This window comes from Bacillus sp. JKS001846 (assembly GCF_900176455.1).
GTDB lineage: Bacteria > Bacillota > Bacilli > Bacillales > Bacillaceae_G > Bacillus_A > Bacillus_A cereus.
Map to the genome: position 1 here is coordinate 1,564,452 of NZ_FWYG01000001.1, position 24,879 is coordinate 1,589,330.

Consider the following 24,879-nt stretch of genomic DNA (forward strand, 5'->3'; position numbering starts at 1 on the left):
TTGTATTTCGAAACTTTTGCGAAATTCTGTTATAATTAATAGTGTTACATACATAATGGTAGTGCAGGAGGCGCAGTCTTATGATTAATCAAGAACGTTTAGTAAATGAATTTATGGAATTAGTACAAGTAGATTCTGAAACGAAATTTGAAGCAGAAATCTGCAAAGTATTAACGAAGAAATTTACAGATTTAGGTGTAGAAGTATTTGAAGATGACACAATGGCTGTAACTGGTCATGGTGCAGGTAACTTAATTTGTACTTTACCAGCAACAAAAGATGGTGTTGATACAATTTACTTTACTTCTCATATGGATACAGTAGTTCCTGGTAATGGAATTAAGCCTTCTATTAAAGATGGATATATCGTATCAGATGGTACAACAATTTTAGGTGCGGATGATAAAGCTGGATTAGCATCAATGTTCGAAGCAATCCGTGTTTTAAAAGAGAAAAATATCCCTCATGGTAAAATTGAATTTATTATTACAGTCGGAGAAGAATCAGGTCTTGTTGGTGCAAAAGCATTAGACCGTGAGCGTATTACAGCGAAATATGGCTACGCATTAGATAGCGATGGAAAAGTTGGTGAAATCGTTGTTGCAGCTCCAACACAAGCGAAAGTGAACGCAATTATTCGCGGGAAAACAGCTCACGCTGGTGTAGCGCCGGAGAAAGGTGTATCTGCAATTACTATCGCAGCGAAAGCAATTGCGAAGATGCCACTTGGTCGCATTGACTCTGAAACGACTGCAAATATTGGACGTTTTGAAGGTGGTACACAAACGAATATCGTTTGCGATCATGTACAAATCTTTGCAGAAGCTCGTTCTTTAATCAATGAGAAAATGGAAGCACAAGTTGCGAAAATGAAAGAAGCATTTGAAACAACTGCAAAAGAAATGGGCGGGCATGCAGACGTTGAAGTAAACGTTATGTACCCAGGATTTAAATTTGCTGATGGTGATCATGTTGTAGAAGTTGCAAAACGTGCAGCTGAAAAAATTGGTCGTACACCTTCTCTTCACCAAAGTGGTGGCGGAAGTGATGCAAACGTAATTGCAGGACATGGTATCCCAACAGTTAACTTAGCAGTTGGTTATGAAGAAATTCATACAACAAACGAGAAGATTCCTGTTGAAGAATTAGCAAAAACAGCAGAATTAGTTGTTGCAATTATTGAAGAAGTAGCGAAGTAATGGAATAGAAAAAGCGTGTAAATCAATTGTGATTTACACGCTTTTTATTTTGATTCGATTGCTTTGACAAGACGTATAAGCCAATATAAGAAAACCTATGGAAGTATATACGTTGTTGCTACATGTACTAGACGAAGGAATAATCCTAACGTATTCATATTGAAAATCGGAAGTAGTAAATAATTAATTGCAATGATTAATATAACTACAAGGAATGTATAATTGAGTTTATCCCGCTATTTGCCGGACAGTAAGCCCCCCCACCTCAAAATTCAGCGAAAGTAAAGAATTTAGGTGAGGGCTGATTAAAGTTTCACTTTATTAGTTGATCTCATCATAATCAGACCCTTTCACATATATATCCTCTTTATATCGATTATAAAAAAGAACAAGTAATTATTATAACTATTGTGCAAAATTTGATATAATGAAAGAACGAACGTTCTGATTAGGGAGTGAGTACTATGCGAGAAATGTATCCGAAAAATGGTCGTGTTATTTTACATGTAGATATGAATTGCTTTTTCGCATCTGTTGAAATTGCTCATGATCCATCATTACAAGGAAAGCCATTAGCGGTTGCTGGAAATGAAAAAGAGAGAAAAGGAATTATTATAACATGTAGTTATGAGGCGAGAGAATACGGAATACGTACGACGATGCCCCTTTGGGAAGCGAAAAGGTTATGCCCGCAATTAGTTGTAAGGCGTCCTAATTTCACATTATATCGCGAAGCTTCATTTCAAATGTTTCAAGTCCTTTCCCGTTTTACAGAAAAGATACAACCAGTCTCAATAGATGAAGGATATTTAGATATTACAGATTGCTACGCACTTGGTTCGCCTCTTGAAATAGCAAAGATGATTCAACAAGCACTATTAACAGAGTTGCAGCTTCCGTGTAGTATCGGAATTGCTCCAAATCTTTTCCTAGCAAAAACAGCTTCTGATATGAAAAAACCTCTCGGTATTACCGTACTTCGAAAACGTGATATTCCAGAAATGATTTGGCCACTTCCAGTTGAAGCAATGCATGGGATTGGAGAAAAAACAGCTGAAAAATTAAATGAAATTCATATACATACAATTGAACAGTTAGCGAAGGGAGACGAGCATATCATTCGCGCTAAAATTGGGAAGCACGGTATTGATTTGCAAAAGCGTGCAAAAGGTACGGATGATAGGGAAGTGGATCCGAGTCAAATGGGCCAACATAAAAGTGTCGGTAACTCGATGACTTTTTCAAAGGATATGGATGAAGAGAAAGAATTGCTTGATATGTTAGAACGTTTATCAAAATCAGTGAGTAAAAGATTACAAAAGCGAACCCTTGTCAGCTATAATATTCAAATTATGATTAAATACCATGATAGGCGAACAGTAACACGGAGTAAGCAATTGAAAAATGCAATTTGGGAAGAACGCGATATTTTTCAAGCAGCATCCCGTTTATGGAAGCAACATTGGGATGGTGATTCCGTTCGTTTACTAGGTGTTACAGCTACTGAAATAGAGTGGAAGACAGAATCGGTGAAACAATTAGATTTGTTTTCATTTGAAGAGGATGCGAAAAAAGAGCCACTACTTGCTGTCATTGATCAAATTAATGATAAGTATGGAACACCGATTTTACAACGAGGTAGTCAACTACTACGTAAGCAAGAGAAGTCGTTTCAACAAAAGTTAGAAAATAAGTTTATGTAGAAGGTGTCATGAAGTAGTAAAATCATGACACCTTTCCTATTTAACTCGCTTCTAAATTTAAAGAAGTCTTCCATCCAGCTCCAGTAACGCCAGACTCTAATAGCATTCTACTTACTATTTTTTCAATTAAGATAGCCGCATTTGTCTTGCAATGTAATGTAGCCTGTATACAAACTTTTTGATTAGAATCTACATCTTCACTATACAATTCTTTTAAACGGAGCCCTTCTGTACTTACCATATGCATAAGTAAAAAACGAATATGTGCTTCATGTTCTTCTGAACAAGTAAGGGAAAGTAAGTAGTTTGTTTGTTCTGGTGATTCTTCTTTTGATTTTTTATTCATAAAAAGAGCAATTGGGCGAAGAAGTATATTTGCTAGTAACACGCCGGCTGCACCTAATATAGCTGCAACGAGGAAACCGGCGCCTGTAAGAGTACCGACAGCAGCTGCACACCATAAAGTAGCTGCCGTATTTAGCCCTCTAATACTAAAACCATCGCGGATAATAACGCCACCCCCTAAAAAGCCAATGCCACTAACGACTTGAGCAGCAATGCGGGATGGGCTAGCATCATGATCAAGCATGACGGATAATAAAACAAATATACAGGCACCAAGTGATACGAGAGCATTTGTCCGTAACCCAGCCATTCGGTGTCTCCATTGTCTTTCCATTCCAATGCAAGCTCCTACAATAATTGCGATAACTAATCTGAATACAATGTCGTACCATACCATCATGGTCACCTCCATATATAAATATGTGTTATGTTTTTTAGAATGAGCGGGGAATACCCACTCATTCTTATTTTTACAACCAGCTATGAAACTTTTTAATATAAAGCTTTTTTAGGAACTGTGTTAAAAAAGCGTAGCCTAATAGTATTCCTACTAACCAAGGGAAGTAGTTAAGTGGCAATGCTTGCAAACCAACGGCTGCACCAAGTGGTGAGAATGGAATATAAATCCCGATTGCCATAATAAGAGCGGTTAATAAAACGACTGGTGTTGATGCAGCGCTTTGAATAAATGGAATCTTTTGTGTTCTTATCATGTGAACAATTAAAGTTTGTGTTAACAATCCAACGACAAACCAACCGGACTGGAATAATGATTGCTCGCTCGGTGTATTTGCACCAAATACATTCCACATGACTACGTATGTGATAATATCAAATACGGAACTAATTGGGCCGATACAAATAATGAAGCTTCGTAAGTTTGCAGTATCCCATTTTCGTGGTTTTTCTAGAAACTCTTTATCCATTTTGTCCCATGGAATAGAAAGTTGTGAAATATCATAAAGTAAGTTTTGAATTAAAAGATGAATGGCAAGCATCGGTAAAAAAGGAATGAAAGCACTTGCTACTAACACGCTAAACACATTACCGAAGTTAGAGCTAGCTGTCATCTTAATATATTTTAAAATATTTCCGAATGTAGTACGTCCTTCTAAAATACCTGCTTCTAATATAGTTAAACTTTTTTCGAGTAGAATAATATCGGAAGCTTCTTTCGCAATATCAGTAGCAGTATTAACAGATATTCCGACATCAGCTTCACGTAATGCTACAGCATCGTTAATGCCGTCTCCCATGTAACCTACAGTGTGTCCATTTCCTTGTAATGCGTGTATAATACGAGATTTTTGCATTGGATTAAGCTTCGCAAATACAGTCGTTTCTTCAGCAAGTTTTGCTAATGCTTTATCTGGTAAAGAATCAATCTCGTAACCGAGGATTGGTTCGCCGATATCTAATCCAACTTCTTTACAAACCTTTCTTGTAACAATTTCGTTATCGCCAGTTAAAATTTTCACTTGTACACCATGTTTTTGTAATGCTTGAATTGCAGCTGCTGCAGATGGTTTCGGTGGATCTAAAAAGCCGATATATCCACTGAGAATCATATCAGTTTCGTCTTTTACTGCGTACTCTGTATCATTTATTCTTCTATCTTTTTTATAAGCCACAGCAATAACCCGCATACCTTCACTATTTAATGTCTCACTTAGTTTTTTGACATTTGAACGTATTTCCTCGGTGAGTGGAACGACTTTTTCATCCACTTCGGTGTAGTTACAAATTGATAAAATTTCTTCTACGGCACCTTTACAAACCATTGTATGTTCACCTGAAATATCCTTTACGATAACTGACATACGCCGGCGGGCGAAATCGAATGGAATTTCATCTAGCTTTTGAAAAGCTGATGGATTAAATTTATTGTTTTCCTCTGTATGCTTAATAACAGCTTTATCTATTAAATTTTTCAATCCAGTTTGATAGAAACTATTTAAATAGGCAAATTGCAAGACGCGATTGCATTCATTTCCCTTGGGATCTAAGTGACGAACAAGGACCACTTTATCTTCTGTTAAAGTTCCGGTTTTATCTGTACAAAGAATGTTCATAGCACCTAAGTTTTGAATAGAATTTAGCTGTTTTACAATTACTTTTTGTTTAGACATGTTAACGGCACCTTTAGCTAAATTAGCAGTTACAATCATTGGTAACATTTCAGGTGTAAGGCCAACAGCAACGGCAATAGCGAAGAAGAAAGCTTCTTGCCAATCTCCTTTTGTGAATCCATTAATGAGAAGGACGATAGGTGCCATAATAAGCATGAATGTAATTAAGAGCCAGCTTACTTTGTTTACACCTTTATCAAAGCTTGTTTCTACACGCTTTCCAATTACCTTATTTGCTAAAGAGCCGAAATACGTATCGGTACTTGTTGAGATGACAACAGCTTTTGCGCTGCCACTTACAATATTTGTTCCCATGAAGCAAAGGTTTTCCATATCGAGTGGATTGTAATTTTTTTTCATGTTTTTCGGTAAGATATGCTTATTTTCTGTATGGTAGCAGTGTTCGTATTTTTCTACAGGAAGTGCTTCCCCTGTCAAAGAAGATTGATTAACAAATAAATCTTTAGCGGATACAACACGCACATCAGCTGGAACGATATCACCAGCTGAAAGGGAAATAATATCGCCAGGTACAAGTTCCTCAATTGGAATTTCTGTTGTGTAATTTCGGTTTAAATTCTTTACATTTTTTGTTTCATGTACAAATCCATTTATTCTAAATACGCTCGCAGTTGTTCGAACCATAGCTTTTAACTTATCGGCAGCTTTTTGAGAACGAAATTCTTGGGAAAACCGAATCGTTGCACTAAGTAGGACCATTACAGATACGACAATCGTTCCTTGCATATCATCTGTGAAAAAGGAGAGTGCTCCAAGAGCTAATAAAACGAAAATAAATGGATTTTTAAATGCCAATAGAAATTGAATGTACCACGGCGCCATTTTATTATGAGCTATTTCATTCGGACCATATAAAGAAAGTCTACGAGACGCTTCTTGTTTAGATAATCCATCTTGTGTTGTTTCTAAAAGTTTTAACGCAGAGCTTACATCTTGTGTTGCAACCTCCACTAATAATTCGTTATTTGTTTTCATGCTATCTTGCTCATAAGCATGCTTTGTTTCTTGTCTTTGTAAATTAAACATCGGTAGTTCCTCCTCTGTCATGAAGGAGGAAACAATCTGTTACCTAACTATTTGAAATGGTGAGGAACAGTTTCTTTCCTACCTACATGATGAAATATGAATGTAAAACGTATGGGTATCTGGGCCGAATCATCAATTGCCAACTGTTCCTCACCTCCGTACAATTTAGTAGTTTCTGAATATGCTATGTTTGTTTCATAGTAAGGTGCATATAGACGTAAAAAGACCTTTACTCAAAACGAGTAAAGGTCTGAATTCGCAGTTAAAAGAGTCCACAACAAAGACTGTTAGTAGACATAAATAAAAACAGTTTTTGTGTATGACAAAATACATGCACCTCTCCCTCGTTGAGTTTTAGCACTGTATAGCATAGGTACTGAAACCAGCTACGTTAAAAAAGGCCTTCATTCCGACCTTTCCTGTTGACCCATTGGCGTCTCTCGACATTTTTGGGCAGCAGCGTTTCTCTATACAGGAGCCTCACCTAACAGAGACCATATTCAATTACATGTTGATGTTAGCACTGTAAAATCGTAGTGTCAATATCTTTTTTATCTGTGTTTTTAAAATATTAAATGGATTTATAATAGATATATGGGATGAAATGCATGATATTGATTATAAATAATATGGAAAATAAATATTTTTATAAAAGGGGAATTTGTAATGGTACCACAAAATTTTATTATAAATATTGAGAATCAAAAATGGTTGTTTAATGAGCAGGAAGATTTATGTTCTCATGGAGAAATATATTTAAATATGGCTGGAACGATTATTACGCAGGCAGGTATGGATGAGGAATGGGGAATAAGTGAATCAGCTTTAGCTTTGTTACGAACTTTAGATAAAGAATATATTTGTGATATTGAAAATGAAGAGGGGCTTATTTTGCACGGATGTGGCACTATGCTAATGTTAGGATGCCCAATTTCAATTCATTGGACTATAAACCATATAGGTAAAAACGTGATTTTAAAGGACTTTGTCAAAGTTATTTCTACTGATCAAAAGGCTATATACTATGAAGGGCTTCATATAGAATTGAATGAAAATGAATATAGAAGACAAATTGTTTCTTTTGCATTACAAGCAAAAGAATTATTTAATAAATCAAGTGACAAGATAATTTTAGATGAGTTTGATCAAAGGATGTATACAAACTTTTGGACGGAATATGACGATTTACTAAATAAGTATAAATAAAAAAGCACTGTAACCAGTGCTTTTTTATTTATAGATTACGAGATTGTAGGGTTTTCAAAAATAACAATCTCTGAACTGTTTGTAGTTGAAACACGTTGGGCGTAATATGTTAAAGCTGAAGAAATATATGCTGGTAACGTATCATTTGTATGTGATGTTGTATATTCATGGATTAATTCCTTTAAAGTTGTCCATTCTAATTGTGCTGGGTGATCAGACACGAAAGAACTTACCCAGCGATCAAATGAAGATGAAAAATCAGTTTGTAAACGAAATACTTCTTTCATAATAAAACGCTCCCTTAAAATGTAGTATAATCATTTTACCATAAAACACGAACGATAGCTAAATTTTTTAAGTATAATGTTCGTGTTATATAGTTGTCTAGATGATTGGTTATGTAAATTCAATTTGCCATTTGAAATAACATTCCGTAAGATGAGAGATAGAGTATATTTAGAGCTGGAGGAAAGAAAGTGGAATTTGTATTTTTAGGAACTGGTGCAGGTGTTCCTTCAAAAGGAAGGAACGTTTCAGCAATTGCTTTACAATTGTTAGAAGAACGAGGACAAACTTGGTTATTTGATTGTGGCGAGGCCACGCAACATCAAATATTACATACATCTGTACGTCCGCGCCGCATTGAAAAAATATTTATTACGCATTTACATGGCGATCATATTTTTGGATTGCCTGGTTTATTAGGTAGCCGTTCATTTCAAGGAGGAACTACGCCTTTAACGGTGTATGGACCGAAAGGAATTAAACAATTTATTGAAGTGGCATTATCGGTAAGTACGACACATGTGAAATATCCACTTGAAGTTGTGGAGATAACAGAAGAAGGTACCGTATTTGAAGATAATGAATTTTATGTAGAAACAAAAAGATTGTCACACGGTATAGAATGTTTTGGATATCGTATTGTAGAGAAAGATATACAAGGTGCTCTTTTAGTTGATAAGTTACTTGAGATGGGTGTGAAACCAGGTCCAATCTTTAAACGTTTAAAAGATGGTGAAGCAGTTGAATTAGAGGATGGCACGATATTAAATGGAAATGAGTTTATCGGCCCACCTCAAAAAGGAAGAATTATTACTATCTTAGGTGATACGCGATATTGCGAAGCGAGTAGGGAGCTTGCGCAAGATGCAGATGTACTTGTCCATGAAGCGACTTTCGCAGCAGAAGATGAGCAACAAGCGTATGATTATTTTCATTCTACATCTAAGCAAGCTGCGAGCATTGCACTTCAGGCAAATGCGAAGCGACTAATATTAACTCACATTAGTTCTCGCTATCAAGGAGATACATATAAGGAATTATTGAAAGAGGCTAGAGAGTTGTTTTCTAATACAGAAATAGCGACGGATTTGAAATCATTCCCAGTAGAAAAATGATAATTTTATAAAAAATGGTAACGGCGGGTTACCATTTTTTTTTGTCTAAAAAAATTTAAAAATAAAACTGTTATTATTTTATACTTATACTTGGATGATACAGAAAATTAGGATGGTTTGAATATATAGGATAAAAATACGAAATAATGATTATTTAGAAAAACTGTTATATAAGTCAGATGACATACAAGTGATACAAATAGCAGAAATGGACTTTTATTCAGAACTTTTAAAATTCAACAAAAGTAAGCGTTTTATAAAAAACAAGCTATAATGAGGGCAGATTATAATTTATGATAAGTCACATGTATTTTAGTCATTATCGTAACAAGTGAAGTTGACTAAATCATGAGAGAGTAACACGAGAATTATAATAGGAAAGATATTACTATTATTTGTCATAAGTCTTTTTCACTTTTTAGCTAAACGATATGATTAGCGAGTGTATCTATTGCAAGTTCCTTAGTTGAAGCTTTTTATTAATAAGGTGGTGGAGATTTAATTGGTATACCACTCTTTAAAAGAGTTCAGAACATCAGCAGGTAGTCTAGGTGGAATAGCGGGTGCAAATTTAGTTGCATTAGCAATGGTTATATCACTTGTTTATGCTATGCTTGCAATGGCTTCTGTGTTAAACTTTGGATTGCTACCAGACTTTATTGTGGATTATCTTGTATCATTTTTAAATGAAAATAATGCTAAGATTCTTATGTATTATGATAACTGGTATTATTTCAGGTTATATTGGATTACTTTTATTCAAAAACTATCCAATTCGTATAGCAGAACAAATTCGTGGTACAACTGGAAAAGCGACAGATGTAGCAGCTTAATAGAATAGTAGAATAAATTTTTTTCATAGAGGTTTAGGGGGAGTTATGATGAAGTATCGCTCAGTATTTGATATTATCGGTCCAGTTATGATTGGACCATCAAGTTCACATACAGCAGGCGCGGCAAGAATGGGGCAAGTTGCTCGCCAGCTGTTTCGTCATGAACCAGAAAGAGTAAGCATTTCGTTATATGGATCATTTGCAAAGACGTATCGAGGGCATGGTACGGATGTAGCACTAATCGGTGGAATATTAGGATTTGAAACAGATGACTTACGTATTCCAGAGGCGCTAGAAATAGCAAAAGAGCGCGAAATTGAAGTGGAATTCATTGAAGAAGATGCCAATGCACCTCATCCAAATACAGCGAGAATTCGTTTGTATAAAGGTGAAGATGAAATTGAAGTTGTTGCTTGCTCAATTGGTGGCGGTAAAATTGAAGTTGTAGAATTAAACGGATTCGATCTTCAATTATCAGGCACGAGCCCAGCACTACTTATTGTAAATAACGATCGCTTTGGTGCTATTGCAGCAGTAGCTTCAATCCTTGCGAAACATGAGATTAACATTAGTACGATGAGTGTATCTCGTAAAGAAAAAGGAAGAAGAGCGCTTATGGTCATCGAAACAGATGAATTATTAGCAGATGAAGTAATTGAAGAAATAAAAGCGCAACAAAATATTTGTCAAGTAACTATTATGGAATAATTGCAGGGGGGACACACCATGTTTCGGAACGCAGCGGAACTAGTGGCGCAAGCTAAAGAACAAAATGTAAAAATCGCAGAAATTATGATTCAATGTGAAATGGAAACAAGAAGTATTTCACGTGAAGAAGTAATTGCTGGTATGGAAAAGAACTTAGTAGTGATGGAGCAAGCAGTAGAACGTGGTATTCGCGGCGTGAAATCACCAACTGGTTTAACTGGTGGAGATGCTGTAAAAGTTCAAGCGTATATGAAGAGTGGAAAAGGCTTATCTGGAGATACGATTTTGGATGCAGTAAGCAAAGCTGTTGCAACAAATGAAGTAAACGCAGCGATGGGAATTATTTGTGCAACACCAACAGCAGGGTCTGCTGGAACAGTGCCAGGTGTACTATTTGCACTAAGAGAAAAATTGCAGCCTACACGTGAAGAAATGATTGAATTCTTATTTACAGCAGGAGCTTTCGGTATGGTTGTTGCGAATAACGCTTGTATTTCTGGTGCGGCAGGAGGATGCCAAGCTGAAGTTGGTTCAGCAAGTGGAATGGCGGCTGCAGCTGCAGTTGAGATGGCTGGTGGAACACAAGATCAAGCAGCTACAGCGATGGCAATTTCATTAAAGAACATGCTTGGTTTAGTGTGTGATCCTGTTGCAGGACTTGTAGAAGTACCTTGTGTAAAACGTAATGCAGCAGGAGCTGCAAATGCGATGATCTCAGCAGATTTAGCATTAGCTGGTGTAACGAGTACAATTCCATGTGATGAAGTAATTGAGGCAATGTTTAGAATCGGACAAACGATGCCAGTAGCACTTCGTGAAACAGCAGAAGGTGGACTTGCAGCAACGCCGACTGGTCGTCGCCTGCAAGAAGAGATTTTTGGGAAGAACAATAACTAAGTGTAATTATAGAAAAAGGAGCTCAAATAAACTTGAGCTCCTTTTTCTATTTTTCTTTTGTTAGTTGTTCTAATGTTTTTCCAAGATTATGTGATCGTTTCGTTGCCTGTGTAATACAAGAAACAAGTGCTTGTTGAAATTTATGTTCTTGTAATACTTCAATACCTGCCTCAGTAGTTCCACCAGGAGAAGTAATTTCCTTTCGCAAAATAGAAGGGTGTTTGTCACTTGCTTTTAACATTTCAGCAGCACCAATCATCGTTTGAAGAATAAGTGATTTTGCAACATCTTCTTTTAAACCAATTTTTGTTGCAGCTTCTTCCATAGCTTCCACTACGTAATAAATATAAGCAGGTCCACTTCCGGATAATGCAGTGACAGCATGCATATCTTCTTCCTCTACAACAGAGACGAGACCAATCGTTTCAAATAAAGATGTTGCAGTGTGAATATGTTCCGCTGTTGCATGTTTTGAAGGGGAGATAGCGGTAGCTGATTTTAAAATGGCTGCGGATGTATTTGGCATTGCACGAATAATTGGAACGTCTTTTTGAAGTAGTTTTCTAATTGAGTGAGTAGAAACACCTGCTAGTAATGAAATAATAAGCACGTTATTATTTATGTATTCTTTAAAAGGGGTAAGCGCCTCTGCAACATCCTTTGGTTTCATTGCTAGAAAAAGAATATTTGCATCAGTAAGTAATTCTTTTTTATTATGAGTACCTTTGACACCGTATTTTTTATGTAGCTCTTGTAATCTTGTCTCGTTAGAACGATTACTTACAGTAATTTGTTCACCTTTAACGACATTTGCATGTAACAAGCCACCAATAATAGCTTCGGCAATAGAGCCTGCACCGAGAAAGGAAATGTTTTGAATAGACATGATGTTCCTCCTTTAATTTTGGTTAGAAATTCTTATAAATGTACATACATTCGTTTTTTTATAGGAAACACCTCTTTTTATCTGAAAATAATGACAAATATATATAGAAGTTGTAAACTGAAGAAGTATTCATTTTTGAACCGGAAAGAGACAGGGGGGCTAAGCATGACGGCGATTCACCGAATGGAGATTCCTGTACCATTTGCAGTGGAAACTGTGAATGTGTTTTTAGTTGAGGGGGAGACATTAACATTAATTGATACAGGGACGAATACAGAAGAGGCAAGGAATGCGTTAGAAAGTCAATTAGGTGCATTAGGACATACGATAGAAGATATTGAAACAGTAGTCATTACGCATCATCATGCAGATCATTGTGGACTTTTAAATATATTTTCTGAGAAGACGAATATTATTGGACATCCTTGGAATGAGCCTTGGATCACACAAAATCCAGAATTTTTAAAGCGGTATCATGAATTTTTTAGAGAGACGGCCTTACAGTTTGGTGTGCCAGCAGCATTTTTGAAAGACGAGTCGTTATTGACGACGAGGACACTTAAATATTCTTGTAATAGATCGTTAACGCATACTGTGAGAGAAGGAGATCGTATTGATTCTTTGCCTGGATTTATAGTACTTGAAACACCAGGTCATGCTTCTACTCATATTTCTTTATATAGAGAATCTGATGGAATATTAATTGGTGGAGATGCTCTCATCAGTCATATTTCTTCGAATCCAATACTAGAACCACCATATGAAGGGCAAACAGAACGGGCACGCCCATTACTACAATATAATCAAACATTACAGCGTTTAAGCGAAATGAATATTTCACGCATTTTATCAGGGCATGGGGAAGATGTTCTAAATGTGAAACAACTTATTGAAACGAGATTACAAAAGCAAGAAACACGTGCTTTTAAAGTGCTTGAGTTATTAAAGGAAAAACCAATGACAGCATTTGAAGTATGTGTAAAACTATTTCCGGTATTATATAAAGAACAATTACCACTTACTATTTCAGAAACGGTTGGACAATTGGACTATTTAGCATATAATCAACAAGTGATGATTGATGAATCATCGCAACAATTGATTTATTATGCAAAGTAGGTGACAGCAATGACAGGACGTTTACAAAATAAAGTAATCGTCATTACAGGTGCTTCTAGTGGGATTGGTGAGCAAGTTGCAATGCAAGTTGCAGCACAGGGAGCGACTCCCGTATTAATGGCTCGAACAGAAGAGAAACTACAAGCGTTAGTAGACAAAATTAAAGAAAATTATAATACGCCTTGCTATTATTATGTATTAGATGTAAGTGAAGAGATGGAAGTACAGTCTGTTTTTTCAAAGGTATTACAAGAAGTGGGACGTATTGATATATTAGTAAACAATGCGGGATTTGGTATTTTTAAAACGTTTGAAGATGCGTCAATGGATGAAGTGAAAGATATGTTCCAAGTAAATGTATTTGGATTAGTAGCATGTACGAAAGCGGTACTACCTTATATGGTAAACAAGAACGAAGGACATATTATTAATATTGCTTCCCTTGCCGGAAAAATTGCAACTCCGAAATCAAGTGCGTATGCAGCAACGAAACATGCTGTATTAGGATTTACGAATAGTTTACGCATGGAATTAGCGAATACAGATATTTATGTTACAGCAATTAATCCAGGTCCGATAGATACAAACTTTTTTGAAATAGCGGATCAATCTGGTACCTATGTAAAGAATATGGGACGTTACATGTTAAAACCAACATACGTAGCAGAACAAATCGTAAAGTCGATGCACACGAAAAAACGTGAAGTAAACTTACCGAAGTGGATGGGAATTGGCCCGAAACTTTATGCTTTATTTCCAGGTTTATTTGAACGTGTAGCAGGTAAATCATTAAGTAAAAAATAGGAGATTTCCACATGGAAATCTCCTATTTTTTATTGTTTTCCAGTCACATAATCATAAACAATATCCTCAATCTCCTCGTATAAATCAATTTCAATATTTGAATGAGTCATCGTTTGAATATGTTTCACTAGCATTTCCTGATCTTCTTTTGATATTGGACTGCATTGATATTGCTGAAAACTTTTTATAATCATTTTCTCAATTAATTTTTCGTTCATATTTTTTCCCGCCTGTATGTACGTATGTATTGTTTTATTGTACTTGAAGTGAAATAAAAAAACTACCATGCACTATTTTTGTATAAAAATTCGGTTGTGTGTAATGTTTTTCTAGTAAAATTAAGTTTTTTTACTTTTAAAAATTTATAAATATTTAATTGACTCTATAAATATACAATATTATAATCATACTTAATTTAAAGAATCGATTTGAGGAGGAACTTATGAAAGTCGCAATTATTGGAGCCACTGGATATGGGGGCATTGAGTTAATTCGTTTATTAGAACAACATCCATATTTTTCTATAGCATCTCTTCATTCTTTTTCACAAGTTGGTGAGTGTATAACAAATGTATATCCGCATCTTCGAAATGTCCTCGTTCATACGTTACAAGAAATTGATGTGGAGACAATAGGGAAAGAAGCAGAAATCGTATTTCTAGCAACACCAGCAGGAGTATCGGCGGAGTTAACTCCCAAGTTATTAGCAGAAGGTTTAAAAGTAATTGACCTATCTGGAGACTTTCGTATGATAGATCCTTCGTCATATGAACTGTGGTATAAAAGGCCAGCAGCGAAAGAAGAAATTCTTAGAAAAGCAGTGTATGGGTTAAGTGAATGGAAAAGGACTAAGATTCAAAAGGCAAATTTAATTGCAAACCCAGGATGTTTTGCTACAGCCACATTGCTAGCGATAGCACCGTTAGTACGTAGTAGCAGGATTGAAGAAGATTCGATTATTATTGACGCGAAATCAGGGGTATCAGGAGCAGGTAAAACACCAACAACAATGACTCATTTTCCTGAGCTATACGATAACTTACACATCTATAAAGTAAACCAGCATCAGCACGTTCCAGAGATTGAGCAAATGCTTACAGAATGGAATAGTGAATTACAGCCAATTACATTTAGCACACATTTAATACCGATATCACGAGGAATCATGATTACACTTTATGCAAAAGTAAAACAAAAGATGGAAATAAAGCAACTTCAAAAATTGTATGAAGAAACGTATGAACAATCGCCTTTCATCCGAATTTGTACGCAAGGGAAATTTCCAAGTCCAAAAGAAGTGAGAGGCTCAAATTATTGTGATATTGGCATAGCTTACGATGAAAGAACAGAAAGAGTTACGGTCGTTTCTGTTATAGACAATATGATGAAAGGCGCGGCTGGGCAAGCGATTCAAAATGCAAACATAATAGCGGGACTAGAAGAGACAACAGGTTTACAACATATGCCGCTTTATCTATAAGGGGGACATGATGATTAAAGTAGCGTCTATTACAAAATTAGAAAATGGTTCAATTGTAACGCCGAAAGGCTTTTCGGCAATTGGTACTGCAAATGGTCTGAAAAAGGAGAAAAAGGATTTAGGGGCAATCGTTTGTGACGTACCAGCATCATGTGCCGCTGTGTATACAACGAATCAAATACAAGCAGCCCCTTTGCAAGTAACGAAGGATAGTATAACGGCAGAAGGGAAGTTACAAGCAATTATCGTTAATAGTGGAAATGCAAATGCTTGTACTGGAATGAAAGGATTACAAGACGCATACGAGATGCGCACATTAGGGGCGGAACATTTTGGATTGAAAGAAAATTACGTTGCAGTAGCTTCAACAGGTGTAATTGGTGTTCCGCTGCCGATGGATATAATCCGAAAGGGAGTTGCAACTCTTATACCGACGAAGGAAGAAAGTGAAGCATATTCTTTTTCTGAAGCAATTTTAACGACGGATCTCATAACGAAAGAAACTTGCTATGAAATGATTATTGATGGGAAGAAAGTGACGATTGCGGGTGTTGCAAAAGGTTCAGGGATGATTCATCCGAATATGGCAACGATGCTTAGTTTTATTACGACAGATGCTCATATAGAGCATGACGTATTGCAAACGGCATTATCCCAAATTACGAATCATACATTTAATCAAATTACGGTAGATGGAGATACTTCTACGAATGATATGGTCATCGTTATGGCAAGTGGATTATCAGAAACAAGGCCGATAAATATGGAACATACAGATTGGGAAACTTTCGTATGTGCTTTACAGAAGGTATGTGAAGATTTAGCAAAAAAAATTGCGCAAGATGGTGAAGGCGCTACGAAGTTAATAGAAGTAAATGTGCTAGGAGCTCAAACGAATGAAGAGGCAAAAAAAATTGCAAAGCAAATAGTCGGTTCGAGTCTTGTGAAAACAGCAATACATGGTGAAGACCCAAACTGGGGACGAATTATTAGCAGTATTGGACAAAGTGAAGTAGCTATTAGTCCGAATACAATTGACATTACTCTTCAATCTATATTGGTATTAAAAAATAGTGAGCCTCAAACATTTTCTGAAGAAGAAATGAAAGAGAGATTACAAGAAGATGAAATAGTCATTAATGTGTACTTACACTTAGGAGAAGAGACAGGATCAGCTTGGGGCTGTGACTTAAGCTATGAATATGTGAAAATAAACGCTTGTTATCGTACATAAGGAGAGAGAAGATGAGCGAATATATTGTAGTGAAATGCGGCGGTAGTATGTTGAATCAATTAAAAGCTGTGTTTTTTGAATGTATAAAGAAATTGCAACAGAAGTATAAAGTAGTGATTGTTCATGGTGGTGGGCCAGAAATTGATGCCAAATTAAAAGATTGTAACATCAACGTAGAAAAAAGAGATGGATTACGCGTAACACCAAAAGAAGTTATGGATGTTGTTCAAATGGTGCTATGCGGAAGTACGAATAAAAAACTCGTAATGAATTTACAAAAGCATAATTTACTTGCGGTAGGTTGTTCAGGATGTGACGGCAATTTACTTCAAGTTCAACCTGTCAGTGAAGAGATAGGATATGTGGGGGAAGTAAGTTATGTAGAAACAGCCTTATTAAAAGGATTAATGAATATGGAGTATATTCCTGTTATTGCTCCAATCGGGGTAAATGGTAATGAAGTTTATAACATAAATGCGGACAATGCTGCAGCTGGGATTGCGGCTGCGTTAGGGGCAAAAGAGCTTATTTTTATTACGGATGTAGATGGAATATTACATGAAGGGAATTTGGTAAAGGAAACGGATGAATCTGAAATTGCTACTTTTATAGAAACAGGTGTTATTACAGGTGGGATGATTCCGAAAGTACAGGCGGCACTAGCATCATTAAAAATGGGAGTGCAAAAGATAAGTATTGTGAATGGTACAAAAGATTTTACTGAGGTTACGGGAGAGTGTATTGGAACGACGGTAACGAAAGGTGTGAGTATTGCATGACGAGTCATCTTTTTCAAACGTATGGCAGAAGAACTATTGAGTTTGTAAAGGGAACTGGAACGAAAGTTATTGATAATAACGGTAAGGAATATTTAGATTTCACATCAGGAATTGGCGTATGTAATTTAGGACATTGTCACCCTACTGTTCTCAAAGGTGTACAAGAGCAACTTGATGATATATGGCATATATCTAACCTGTTTACAAACAGCTTGCAAGAAGAAGTTGCGTCATTATTAACAGAAAATAGAGAATTAGATTATGTGTTTTTCTGTAATAGTGGGGCAGAGGCAAATGAAGCGGCTTTAAAGTTAGCACGTAAGCATACTGGAAAATCTCTCGTCGTAACATGCCAGCAGTCTTTTCACGGTAGAACATTTGGAACGATGAGTGCAACGGGCCAAGATAAGGTAAAAGAAGGATTTGGTCCATTACTTCCATCTTTTTTACATATCCCTTTTAACGATATTAAAGCATTAGAGGAAGTAATGAATGAAGAAGTTGCGGCGGTAATGGTAGAAGTTGTTCAAGGAGAGGGAGGAGTAATACCTGCTGATCTATCTTTTTTGAAAGAGATTGAAACATTATGTAATAAGTTCGGTTCCTTATTTATTATAGACGAAGTACAAACGGGGATAGGAAGAACTGGAACACTATTCGCTTATGAACAAGTGGGAATAGAGCCTGATATCGTTACCGTTGCAAAGGCGCTTGGGAATGGGATTCCTGTCGGAGCGATGATTGGCCGGAAAGAGCTCGGAGCGTCGTTTACTGCAGGATCACACGGTTCAACTTTTGGCGGGAATTACATCGCGATGGCTGCAGCGAAAGAAGTATTGCAAGTAAGTGAAAAACCATCGTTTTTAAAAGAAGTACAAGAAAAAGGCGAGTACGTATTAGAGAAGTTGCAAGAGGAATTACAGCATGTCGAATGTATTCAAAATATACGTGGTAAGGGGCTTATGATTGGGATTGAGTGTAAGCATGAAGTTGCAAGTTTTATAGAACAACTAGAAAACGAAGGACTTCTCGTATTACAAGCAGGTCCTAATGTGATAAGACTATTACCGCCACTCATTGTCACGAATGAAGAGTTAGAACAGGCAGTATATATAATAAAAAAAGTAGTTTGTACAAAAAACGTATCAATCATATAAGGGGGAAGTTTCATGTCAACTGTACAAGTACCGAAATTAAATACGAAAGATCTTTTAACACTAGAAGAATTAACGAAAGAAGAAATTATTTCTTTAATTGAGTTCGCTATATATTTAAAAAAGAATAAGCAAGAGCCTTTATTACAAGGCAAAATATTAGGGCTTATTTTTGATAAGCATTCAACTCGTACTCGTGTATCTTTTGAAGCAGGAATGGTACAGCTCGGGGGACATGGTATGTTTTTAAGTGGGAAAGAGATGCAAATGGGAAGAGGAGAAAGCGTTTCAGATACTGCGAAAGTATTATCGCAGTATATTGACGGGATCATGATACGTACATTCTCACACGCGGATGTAGAAGAGCTTGCAAAAGAATCGAGTATTCCTGTTATTAACGGTTTAACGGATGATCATCATCCTTGTCAAGCATTGGCAGACCTTATGACGATATACGAAGAAACAAATACATTTAAAGGAATAAAATTGGCTTACGTAGGTGACGGAAATAATGTATGTCATTCATTGTTGCTAGCGAGTGCAAAAGTCGGAATGCATATGACTGTGGCAACGCCTGTAGGGTATGAACCGAATGAAGAGATTGTAAAAAAAGCGTTAGCAATTGCCAAGGAAACAGGAGCTGAAATTGAAGTTTTGCATGATCCTGAATTAGCGGTGAATGAAGCAGATTTCATTTATACTGACGTTTGGATGAGCATGGGGCAAGAGGGCGAAGAAGAGAAGTATACTTTATTTCAACCTTACCAAATCAATAACGAACTTGTTAAGCATGCGAAGCAAACATATCGTTTCTTACACTGTTTACCTGCCCATCGTGAAGAAGAAGTAACAGGAGAAATTATAGATGGACCGCAGTCTATCGTCTTTGAGCAAGCTGGTAATCGATTGCATGCTCAAAAAGCGTTATTAGTGAGTTTATTTAAAAATGTAGAAGAGCCTTCCTAAAAGGGAGGTTTTTTTATATTAAAATGTCGGATGTATATTTGGTTAACCATTTCGATATCATTTATAATAAAAGAGAAAACTAAATTTGTTTTTCAGAGTGTGTAAGGACATACTACATATAAAAATATAGTTAAAGAGATGATGAGGGTGAAAACAACTAAGAAAACATATTCGTTTTTCCAGCGGATGTGGAGAATATTAAAGTTTCAATATTATAAGTTGCTTCGATCGCCAGAAGGCGCAAAGAAAGTATCGTTAGGGTTTGCTATAGGATTCGGCTTAGAAATGTTAGTCATTTATACGGCATCGCTCGTATATGTAATATTTTATCCAATCGTCAGGTTAGCAAAGGGATCTTTTCCTGCGGCAGTTATTGGCAATATTATTGGGAAAATATCGTTTCTCCCAGTATTTTTATTTCCGCTTGCGTATGCGTTAGGAAAAATGATTTATCCATTTCATGTACAGAAAATTCATCATGAACCATTTACGATATCGGACTTGTTTTCAAGTCACATTTTTACGATATTAAAGAGCTTATTACAAAGTGAAGTGTATGTATTAATTGGAATGACGATTTTAGGAGTTGTGTTTGGTCTCATTTCATATTTCGTTGTGCATTATTTATACGAAAAGAACCGTAAGTTACGTTTGAAGAAAAGGAAGAAACGAGTGAGAGAACCACTTGTACAATTATAAACAATGTCACATTCATTTTCTCCTTTGAATATGTTTAAGAAAAAGGAGGAGAGGATAATGTATTATTATTACGTACCTCAAGTATATCCATATGTAAATTATTATCCGGTTTATGATACGAGTAGACAATACGAATTATATCGGCAACAACAATTACAGCAATTATCACAAATACCACAATTACCAACACAACAGCCTACACAGGAAAAAAAACCATATTTAACAACATGGCCATATTCCAATGTATACTATGGTAACTATTACGAATCATAAAGCTGCTTCTATTTAGAAGCAGCTTTATACGTTTGTTTTCAAAATTAAATTTTGAATGGTTTGAAGAGAATGAATGAGCTTTTCGCGCTCTTCCTCAGATAATGTTTGGAAATTTTCTTTTAGTTTGTCTAAAATGAATTGCTGATACTGATTTACTAATAATTTCCCTTCAGCTGTTAGGGAAATTAAAATGACCCGTCGATCTTTTTCGCTATAATGACGCTCTATTAGTTCTTCTTGAATAAGTTTGTTTAATAGAGGTGTCATGTTAGGCCGTGAAATCGCTAGCCGCTTGCCGATTTCGGAAACTGCTAATGTGCCGTTTTCATGCAAAAGCAGTAATACTTGTGTATGTGATGGCGGCATATGTCTTTGAGAAGAAAATTCTCCAGGAAGCATAAATTTGCGATAAAAAAGAGGCACTAGCGAAAGAAGATGATCAACAATACGTTCCCACTCGCGTGATTCCATATAAAGGCCCCCTTCCACTATCATTGTAACAAAAAAGACATGTTATAAAAATAGAATTGTTTCATGGTCGCTTTAATATTTGTAGGATAACACTTGCTTTGTAAATGTATTGGCAATAATTGCATAGCCGTTATCATTTGGGTGTACTTGGTCAAATAATAACTCTTTTTTATCATTCGATATTAATTTGCGAATTGGTAAAACGATAGATGGTTGATTTGCTTTGGAAATGGAATAAACAGATTCATTCCAGCCATCTAAAAACATATCTGCATAACTTGCGATGGAGTCATCGAGTTGTAACGGGTTATAGAGTTCTGAGAGAATGAGTAAAGCGTCCGGATTTTGATCTCGAACTGTTTTTACAATACTTTTTATATCCGCTTCAAAATGGGCTTTTTCTTTATTTAACATTTTTATACCATCTATAACACCAACATCACGATTTAAACGAAATAAATTATTTCCTCCAATATTAATTGTAATTATATTTGCTGCTCTAATTTTTTCCTTTACATCTTCTGATTGAACTTTTTTAGCGAGACGATCTGTTGTAAGACCGTTTACCCCAAGGTTTTCTACTGTAATTGGTTTATGAATTTGTGCTTCTATTTGCTTAGAAGCTAATTCAGCAAATCCACCTTGTGTCGATCCATATCCTTTAGCGAGTGAATCACCTAATACAAGATGATAAAAAGATTCGTTTGTTTGCTTATCAATCCAATTTGGGGCAGATGTTTTTTTTGTTTTTTCTTCAGTTTCATTTTGTTTTGTCTCGTCGTTCTTTTCAAAATAAGAATAAGAAATGATCAGAAGGAGGAGACAAACAATTGTTAAGATGACTTTTTTCATAAATTCATCCTCCTTGTAATTGGTAATTGTATCATATTCAGCAGTATTAGCAATGTAAGGGCATATTATATGTTTATGAAAAGTTTATAATAACTTTACAGAAAATTTGTTGAAGTTTGTCAAAAAATATTGACGATAGGAAAGAACTTTATATATGATAATGTCAGATAAGGTGAAACTTTAATGAGTGGGAGCTTTATTTCCTATTAATTAATAGTCTTCATCAATCGGGCGTTTAAGGGGACTACTCGTTAGCGCAGGGTGAAATGAAAATTGTGTCTCTAATAGAAGAAAAAAGGTATGTGGTTAGAGACAGATAGGGATTCATTTCATTATTTCTGGTAATTGTATAAGGGGGATTTTTTGTGAAAAAGTCAAAAAAAATGCTAGCTGGAGCAACTCTTGCGATTGGTGTTATAGCACCGCAAGTAATGCCAGCAACAGCTCATGCAGATGAGAACACTGGGGAGAGTACAGTTAAATTACGAATTCTAGAAACATCAGATATTCACGTTAACTTAATGAATTACGATTATTATCAAACGAAAACAGATAATAAAGTAGGTCTCGTACAAACGGCAACACTCGTTAATAAAGCACGTGAAGAAGCGAAAAACTCTGTCCTATTTGATGATGGAGATGCATTACAAGGGACACCGCTTGGAGATTATGTAGCAAATAAAATAAAAGATCCGAAGAATCCTGTGGATCCTAGTTATACACATCCATTATATCGTGTAATGAATTTAATGAAGTATGACGTCATCTCTCTTGGGAATCATGAATTTAACTACGGCTTAGATTATTTAAAAAAAGTGATTAAAAAAACGGATTTCCCGGTTATTAACTCGAATGTCTATATAGATGACCATGATGGTAATGATGAGAATGACGAGCATTACTTTGATAAACCATATCATATTTTAGAGAAAGAAGTAGTGGATGAAGCAGGCCAAAAACAAATAGTGAAAATTGGTGTAATGGGATTTGTTCCACCACAAATCATGAACTGGGATAAAGCGAACTTAGAAGGAAAAGTAAAAGCAAAAGATATTGTGCAAACAGCGAAAAAATTAGTTCCGGAAATGAAGGCGCAAGGTGCGGATATTATAGTTGCACTAGCGCATTCAGGTGTTGATAAGAGTGGATACAACGAAGGAATGGAAAATGCATCGTTTTATTTAGCGACAGAAGTTCCTGGCGTAGATGCAGTATTAATGGGACATTCACATACTGAAGTGGCAAGTGTATTTAATGGTGTTCCAGTTGTAATGCCTGGCGTTTTTGGAAATAACTTAGGTATTATTGATATGCAATTGAAAAAGGTAAACGGAAAATGGGAAGTACAAAAAGATCAATCTAAGCCACAATATCGCCCAATTGTTAATGGTAAAGGTAATGTAGGACCTGATCCAAGATTAGTTAATGAGATTAAAAGTGAGCATGAAGCGACAATCGATTATGTAAATACAGCTGTAGGTACAACGAAAGCACCAATTAATAGTTATTTTTCATTAGTACAAGATGATTCTTCTGTACAAATTGTGACAAATGCGCAAAAATGGTATGTAGAACAAGAACTTAAAAAACCAGAGTACGAAAAGATTAAAGATATTCCGGTTTTATCTGCAGGGGCACCATTTAAAGCAGGTGGTCGAAACGGTGCAACATATTATACGGATATTCCAGCTGGAACGTTAGCGATTAAAAACGTTGCAGATTTATACGTATATCCAAATACGTTATATGCTGTAAAAGTAAATGGGGCACAAGTGAAAGAATGGCTTGAAATGTCTGCAGGTCAGTTTAATACAATTGATCCAAAGAAAACAGAAGAACAGCCATTAGTAAATATAGGCTATCCTACATATAACTTCGATATTTTAGATGGCTTAAAATACGAAATTGATGTAACACAACCGGCGAAATACGATAAAGATGGAAAAGTTGTAAATGCAAATACGAATCGTATTGTAAATATGACATATGAAGGTAAGCCAGTAGCTGACAATCAAGAGTTCATCGTTGCTACAAATAACTATCGTGGAAGTAGCCAGACGTTCCCGGGTGTAAGTAAAGGGGAAGTTGTATATCAATCGCAAGATGAAACACGTCAAATTATTGTAAAGTATATGCAAGAAACGCCAGTTATTAACCCGACAGCAGATAAAAATTGGACGTTTAAACCGATTGTTGCAGATAAATTAAATACAACATTTGATTCTTCACCAAATGCACAAAAGTATATAAAGAAAGATGGGAACATATCATATGTTGGACCATCTGAAAATGAATTTGCTAAATATGCAATTGATATAACGAAGAAAAATGATGATAAAGAAACTGGTAAAGGAAATCCAACGACACCGCCAACAGGTGGGGGAGAAAATCCAACAACACCGCCAACAGGTAATGGAGAAAACCCAACACCACCAACAGAAGAAGGTAATAATGGTAATGAACCAAAACAAGATGGAAACAATACTGGATCTGGACAAACTACAACAGATGATCAAAATACAAAAGAAACAACAACAACTGTAAGTGAAAATAAAGAAGCTGAAAAAGATGAACGTGATTTACCGAAAACAGGTGCAAGTATTGCTTCTACAATTGGAGCGGGTCTTGCGTTTGTTGGAGCGGGATTACTTATGTTATTTAGAAGAAAGAAAGCGAATAGATAGTCGAGAAATAT

The 24,879-nt window shown here is 35.9% G+C and carries 24 protein-coding genes and 1 riboswitch; of the genes, 17 read left to right on the forward strand and 7 right to left on the reverse strand.

Features of this window, described 5'->3' with window-relative positions; all coding sequences use genetic code 11:
- Window positions 1-80: 80 nt before the first annotated feature.
- On the forward strand, window positions 81-1,199 hold the full coding sequence (locus B9A45_RS08635) for a tripeptidase T (RefSeq protein ID WP_000609803.1): 1,119 nt from the start codon (window positions 81-83) through the stop codon (window positions 1,197-1,199).
- Between the two features lie 464 nt (window positions 1,200-1,663).
- On the forward strand, window positions 1,664-2,902 hold the full coding sequence (locus B9A45_RS08640; protein ID WP_001208856.1) for a DNA polymerase IV: 1,239 nt from the start codon (window positions 1,664-1,666) through the stop codon (window positions 2,900-2,902).
- Between the two features lie 40 nt (window positions 2,903-2,942).
- Here the strand turns inward: B9A45_RS08640 and B9A45_RS08645 are convergent, their stop codons facing one another.
- Both B9A45_RS08645 and mgtA read right to left on the reverse strand, forming a co-directional pair.
- Window positions 2,943-3,644 (reverse strand): MgtC/SapB family protein, encoded by a 702-nt coding sequence (locus B9A45_RS08645; protein ID WP_000262341.1) that lies wholly within the window; start codon window positions 3,642-3,644, stop codon window positions 2,943-2,945.
- A 73-nt stretch (window positions 3,645-3,717) separates the two neighbouring features.
- Entirely contained in the window at window positions 3,718-6,423 is a 2,706-nt protein-coding gene (mgtA, locus tag B9A45_RS08650) for a magnesium-translocating P-type ATPase (RefSeq protein ID WP_142263045.1), read from the reverse strand.
- 331 nt (window positions 6,424-6,754) lie between these two features.
- Window positions 6,755-6,922, reverse strand: a riboswitch (M-box (ykoK) riboswitch).
- A gap of 167 nt (window positions 6,923-7,089) precedes the next feature.
- Here mgtA and B9A45_RS08655 point away from each other — a divergent pair.
- Window positions 7,090-7,629, forward strand: coding sequence for a hypothetical protein (locus tag B9A45_RS08655; protein ID WP_000249056.1), 540 nt, complete (start codon window positions 7,090-7,092; stop codon window positions 7,627-7,629).
- Between the two features lie 35 nt (window positions 7,630-7,664).
- Here B9A45_RS08655 and B9A45_RS08660 read toward each other — a convergent pair whose 3' ends face one another.
- Complete coding sequence (locus B9A45_RS08660) at window positions 7,665-7,916, reverse strand: DUF3932 family protein (RefSeq protein ID WP_000665709.1); 252 nt, start codon at window positions 7,914-7,916, stop codon at window positions 7,665-7,667.
- Window positions 7,917-8,105: 189 nt separating this feature from the next.
- Between B9A45_RS08660 and rnz the strand changes: the two genes are divergently transcribed.
- From rnz to sdaAA, 4 genes are all read left to right on the forward strand, one after another.
- Window positions 8,106-9,029, forward strand: coding sequence for a ribonuclease Z (gene rnz, locus B9A45_RS08665; protein WP_000397453.1), 924 nt, complete (start codon window positions 8,106-8,108; stop codon window positions 9,027-9,029).
- 586 nt (window positions 9,030-9,615) lie between these two features.
- On the forward strand, window positions 9,616-9,870 hold the full coding sequence (locus B9A45_RS08675) for a hypothetical protein (RefSeq protein ID WP_153587794.1): 255 nt from the start codon (window positions 9,616-9,618) through the stop codon (window positions 9,868-9,870).
- Window positions 9,871-9,910: 40 nt separating this feature from the next.
- The gene (sdaAB, locus tag B9A45_RS08680; RefSeq protein ID WP_000877445.1) at window positions 9,911-10,570 is read left to right on the forward strand and encodes an L-serine ammonia-lyase, iron-sulfur-dependent subunit beta; all 660 of its coding nucleotides are present in this window, start codon (window positions 9,911-9,913) and stop codon (window positions 10,568-10,570) included.
- A gap of 18 nt (window positions 10,571-10,588) precedes the next feature.
- A complete protein-coding gene (sdaAA, locus tag B9A45_RS08685; RefSeq protein ID WP_000489461.1) occupies window positions 10,589-11,467 on the forward strand; it encodes an L-serine ammonia-lyase, iron-sulfur-dependent, subunit alpha in 879 nt (292 codons plus the stop codon).
- Window positions 11,468-11,513: 46 nt separating this feature from the next.
- Here the strand turns inward: sdaAA and proI are convergent, their stop codons facing one another.
- Complete coding sequence (gene proI / locus B9A45_RS08690) at window positions 11,514-12,353, reverse strand: pyrroline-5-carboxylate reductase ProI (protein WP_000027253.1); 840 nt, start codon at window positions 12,351-12,353, stop codon at window positions 11,514-11,516.
- A gap of 165 nt (window positions 12,354-12,518) precedes the next feature.
- On the opposite strand from proI, the gene B9A45_RS08695 reads away from it, so the two are divergent.
- A complete protein-coding gene (locus B9A45_RS08695) occupies window positions 12,519-13,472 on the forward strand; it encodes an MBL fold metallo-hydrolase (protein ID WP_000125118.1) in 954 nt (317 codons plus the stop codon).
- Between the two features lie 9 nt (window positions 13,473-13,481).
- The gene (locus tag B9A45_RS08700; RefSeq protein ID WP_084063986.1) at window positions 13,482-14,276 is read left to right on the forward strand and encodes an SDR family NAD(P)-dependent oxidoreductase; all 795 of its coding nucleotides are present in this window, start codon (window positions 13,482-13,484) and stop codon (window positions 14,274-14,276) included.
- Between the two features lie 29 nt (window positions 14,277-14,305).
- On the opposite strand, the gene B9A45_RS08705 is transcribed toward B9A45_RS08700, so the two are convergent.
- On the reverse strand, window positions 14,306-14,494 hold the full coding sequence (locus B9A45_RS08705) for a YqzH family protein (protein WP_001003220.1): 189 nt from the start codon (window positions 14,492-14,494) through the stop codon (window positions 14,306-14,308).
- 224 nt (window positions 14,495-14,718) lie between these two features.
- On the opposite strand from B9A45_RS08705, the gene argC reads away from it, so the two are divergent.
- The 7 genes from argC (at window position 14,719) to B9A45_RS08740 (ending at window position 20,861) form a co-directional block, all read left to right on the forward strand.
- Complete coding sequence (gene argC / locus B9A45_RS08710) at window positions 14,719-15,756, forward strand: N-acetyl-gamma-glutamyl-phosphate reductase (RefSeq protein WP_000861254.1); 1,038 nt, start codon at window positions 14,719-14,721, stop codon at window positions 15,754-15,756.
- 10 nt (window positions 15,757-15,766) lie between these two features.
- Entirely contained in the window at window positions 15,767-16,990 is a 1,224-nt protein-coding gene (gene argJ, locus B9A45_RS08715; RefSeq protein ID WP_000598389.1) for a bifunctional glutamate N-acetyltransferase/amino-acid acetyltransferase ArgJ, read from the forward strand.
- Between the two features lie 11 nt (window positions 16,991-17,001).
- Entirely contained in the window at window positions 17,002-17,769 is a 768-nt protein-coding gene (gene argB / locus B9A45_RS08720) for an acetylglutamate kinase (protein ID WP_000006080.1), read from the forward strand.
- Window positions 17,766-18,926: an acetylornithine transaminase gene (locus B9A45_RS08725; RefSeq protein ID WP_000200560.1), complete on the forward strand. Its 1,161-nt coding sequence runs from the start codon at window positions 17,766-17,768 to the stop codon at window positions 18,924-18,926. Before argB ends, B9A45_RS08725 begins: the two co-directional genes overlap by 4 nt.
- Before the next feature lie 12 nt (window positions 18,927-18,938).
- Window positions 18,939-19,889, forward strand: coding sequence for an ornithine carbamoyltransferase (gene argF, locus B9A45_RS08730; RefSeq protein ID WP_000108852.1), 951 nt, complete (start codon window positions 18,939-18,941; stop codon window positions 19,887-19,889).
- A 138-nt stretch (window positions 19,890-20,027) separates the two neighbouring features.
- On the forward strand, window positions 20,028-20,588 hold the full coding sequence (locus B9A45_RS08735) for a DUF2062 domain-containing protein (protein WP_002005691.1): 561 nt from the start codon (window positions 20,028-20,030) through the stop codon (window positions 20,586-20,588).
- A 57-nt stretch (window positions 20,589-20,645) separates the two neighbouring features.
- Entirely contained in the window at window positions 20,646-20,861 is a 216-nt protein-coding gene (locus B9A45_RS08740) for a hypothetical protein (protein WP_000291957.1), read from the forward strand.
- 24 nt (window positions 20,862-20,885) lie between these two features.
- On the opposite strand, the gene B9A45_RS08745 is transcribed toward B9A45_RS08740, so the two are convergent.
- Both B9A45_RS08745 and B9A45_RS08750 read right to left on the reverse strand, forming a co-directional pair.
- Window positions 20,886-21,332: a MarR family winged helix-turn-helix transcriptional regulator gene (locus B9A45_RS08745; protein WP_000445819.1), complete on the reverse strand. Its 447-nt coding sequence runs from the start codon at window positions 21,330-21,332 to the stop codon at window positions 20,886-20,888.
- Between the two features lie 72 nt (window positions 21,333-21,404).
- Entirely contained in the window at window positions 21,405-22,184 is a 780-nt protein-coding gene (locus tag B9A45_RS08750) for a GDSL-type esterase/lipase family protein (RefSeq protein WP_053512787.1), read from the reverse strand.
- A 365-nt stretch (window positions 22,185-22,549) separates the two neighbouring features.
- Here B9A45_RS08750 and cpdB point away from each other — a divergent pair, with 365 nt between their 5' ends.
- Entirely contained in the window at window positions 22,550-24,868 is a 2,319-nt protein-coding gene (gene cpdB, locus B9A45_RS08755; RefSeq protein ID WP_084063987.1) for a bifunctional 2',3'-cyclic-nucleotide 2'-phosphodiesterase/3'-nucleotidase, read from the forward strand.
- Window positions 24,869-24,879 lie beyond the last annotated feature (11 nt).

Bases quoted from the DNA above. Each gene is read 5' to 3' on its own strand.
- B9A45_RS08740 (WP_000291957.1), top strand. From the start codon at position 20,646: ATGTATTATTATTACGTACCTCAAGTATATCCATATGTAAATTATTAT.
- argF (WP_000108852.1), top strand. From the start codon at position 18,939: ATGTCAACTGTACAAGTACCGAAATTAAATACGAAAGATCTTTTAACA.
- B9A45_RS08705 (WP_001003220.1), bottom strand. From the start codon at position 14,494: ATGAACGAAAAATTAATTGAGAAAATGATTATAAAAAGTTTTCAGCAA.
- B9A45_RS08655 (WP_000249056.1), top strand. From the start codon at position 7,090: ATGGTACCACAAAATTTTATTATAAATATTGAGAATCAAAAATGGTTG.
- sdaAA (WP_000489461.1), top strand. From the start codon at position 10,589: ATGTTTCGGAACGCAGCGGAACTAGTGGCGCAAGCTAAAGAACAAAAT.
- B9A45_RS08725 (WP_000200560.1), top strand. From the start codon at position 17,766: ATGACGAGTCATCTTTTTCAAACGTATGGCAGAAGAACTATTGAGTTT.
- argB (WP_000006080.1), top strand. From the start codon at position 17,002: ATGAGCGAATATATTGTAGTGAAATGCGGCGGTAGTATGTTGAATCAA.
- B9A45_RS08735 (WP_002005691.1), top strand. From the start codon at position 20,028: ATGATGAGGGTGAAAACAACTAAGAAAACATATTCGTTTTTCCAGCGG.
- argC (WP_000861254.1), top strand. From the start codon at position 14,719: ATGAAAGTCGCAATTATTGGAGCCACTGGATATGGGGGCATTGAGTTA.
- mgtA (WP_142263045.1), bottom strand. From the start codon at position 6,423: ATGTTTAATTTACAAAGACAAGAAACAAAGCATGCTTATGAGCAAGAT.
- B9A45_RS08745 (WP_000445819.1), bottom strand. From the start codon at position 21,332: ATGGAATCACGCGAGTGGGAACGTATTGTTGATCATCTTCTTTCGCTA.
- B9A45_RS08635 (WP_000609803.1), top strand. From the start codon at position 81: ATGATTAATCAAGAACGTTTAGTAAATGAATTTATGGAATTAGTACAA.
- B9A45_RS08645 (WP_000262341.1), bottom strand. From the start codon at position 3,644: ATGGTATGGTACGACATTGTATTCAGATTAGTTATCGCAATTATTGTA.
- argJ (WP_000598389.1), top strand. From the start codon at position 15,767: ATGATTAAAGTAGCGTCTATTACAAAATTAGAAAATGGTTCAATTGTA.
- B9A45_RS08750 (WP_053512787.1), bottom strand. From the start codon at position 22,184: ATGAAAAAAGTCATCTTAACAATTGTTTGTCTCCTCCTTCTGATCATT.
- B9A45_RS08695 (WP_000125118.1), top strand. From the start codon at position 12,519: ATGACGGCGATTCACCGAATGGAGATTCCTGTACCATTTGCAGTGGAA.
- sdaAB (WP_000877445.1), top strand. From the start codon at position 9,911: ATGAAGTATCGCTCAGTATTTGATATTATCGGTCCAGTTATGATTGGA.
- B9A45_RS08675 (WP_153587794.1), top strand. From the start codon at position 9,616: ATGGTTATATCACTTGTTTATGCTATGCTTGCAATGGCTTCTGTGTTA.
- B9A45_RS08660 (WP_000665709.1), bottom strand. From the start codon at position 7,916: ATGAAAGAAGTATTTCGTTTACAAACTGATTTTTCATCTTCATTTGAT.
- B9A45_RS08700 (WP_084063986.1), top strand. From the start codon at position 13,482: ATGACAGGACGTTTACAAAATAAAGTAATCGTCATTACAGGTGCTTCT.
- B9A45_RS08640 (WP_001208856.1), top strand. From the start codon at position 1,664: ATGCGAGAAATGTATCCGAAAAATGGTCGTGTTATTTTACATGTAGAT.
- proI (WP_000027253.1), bottom strand. From the start codon at position 12,353: ATGTCTATTCAAAACATTTCCTTTCTCGGTGCAGGCTCTATTGCCGAA.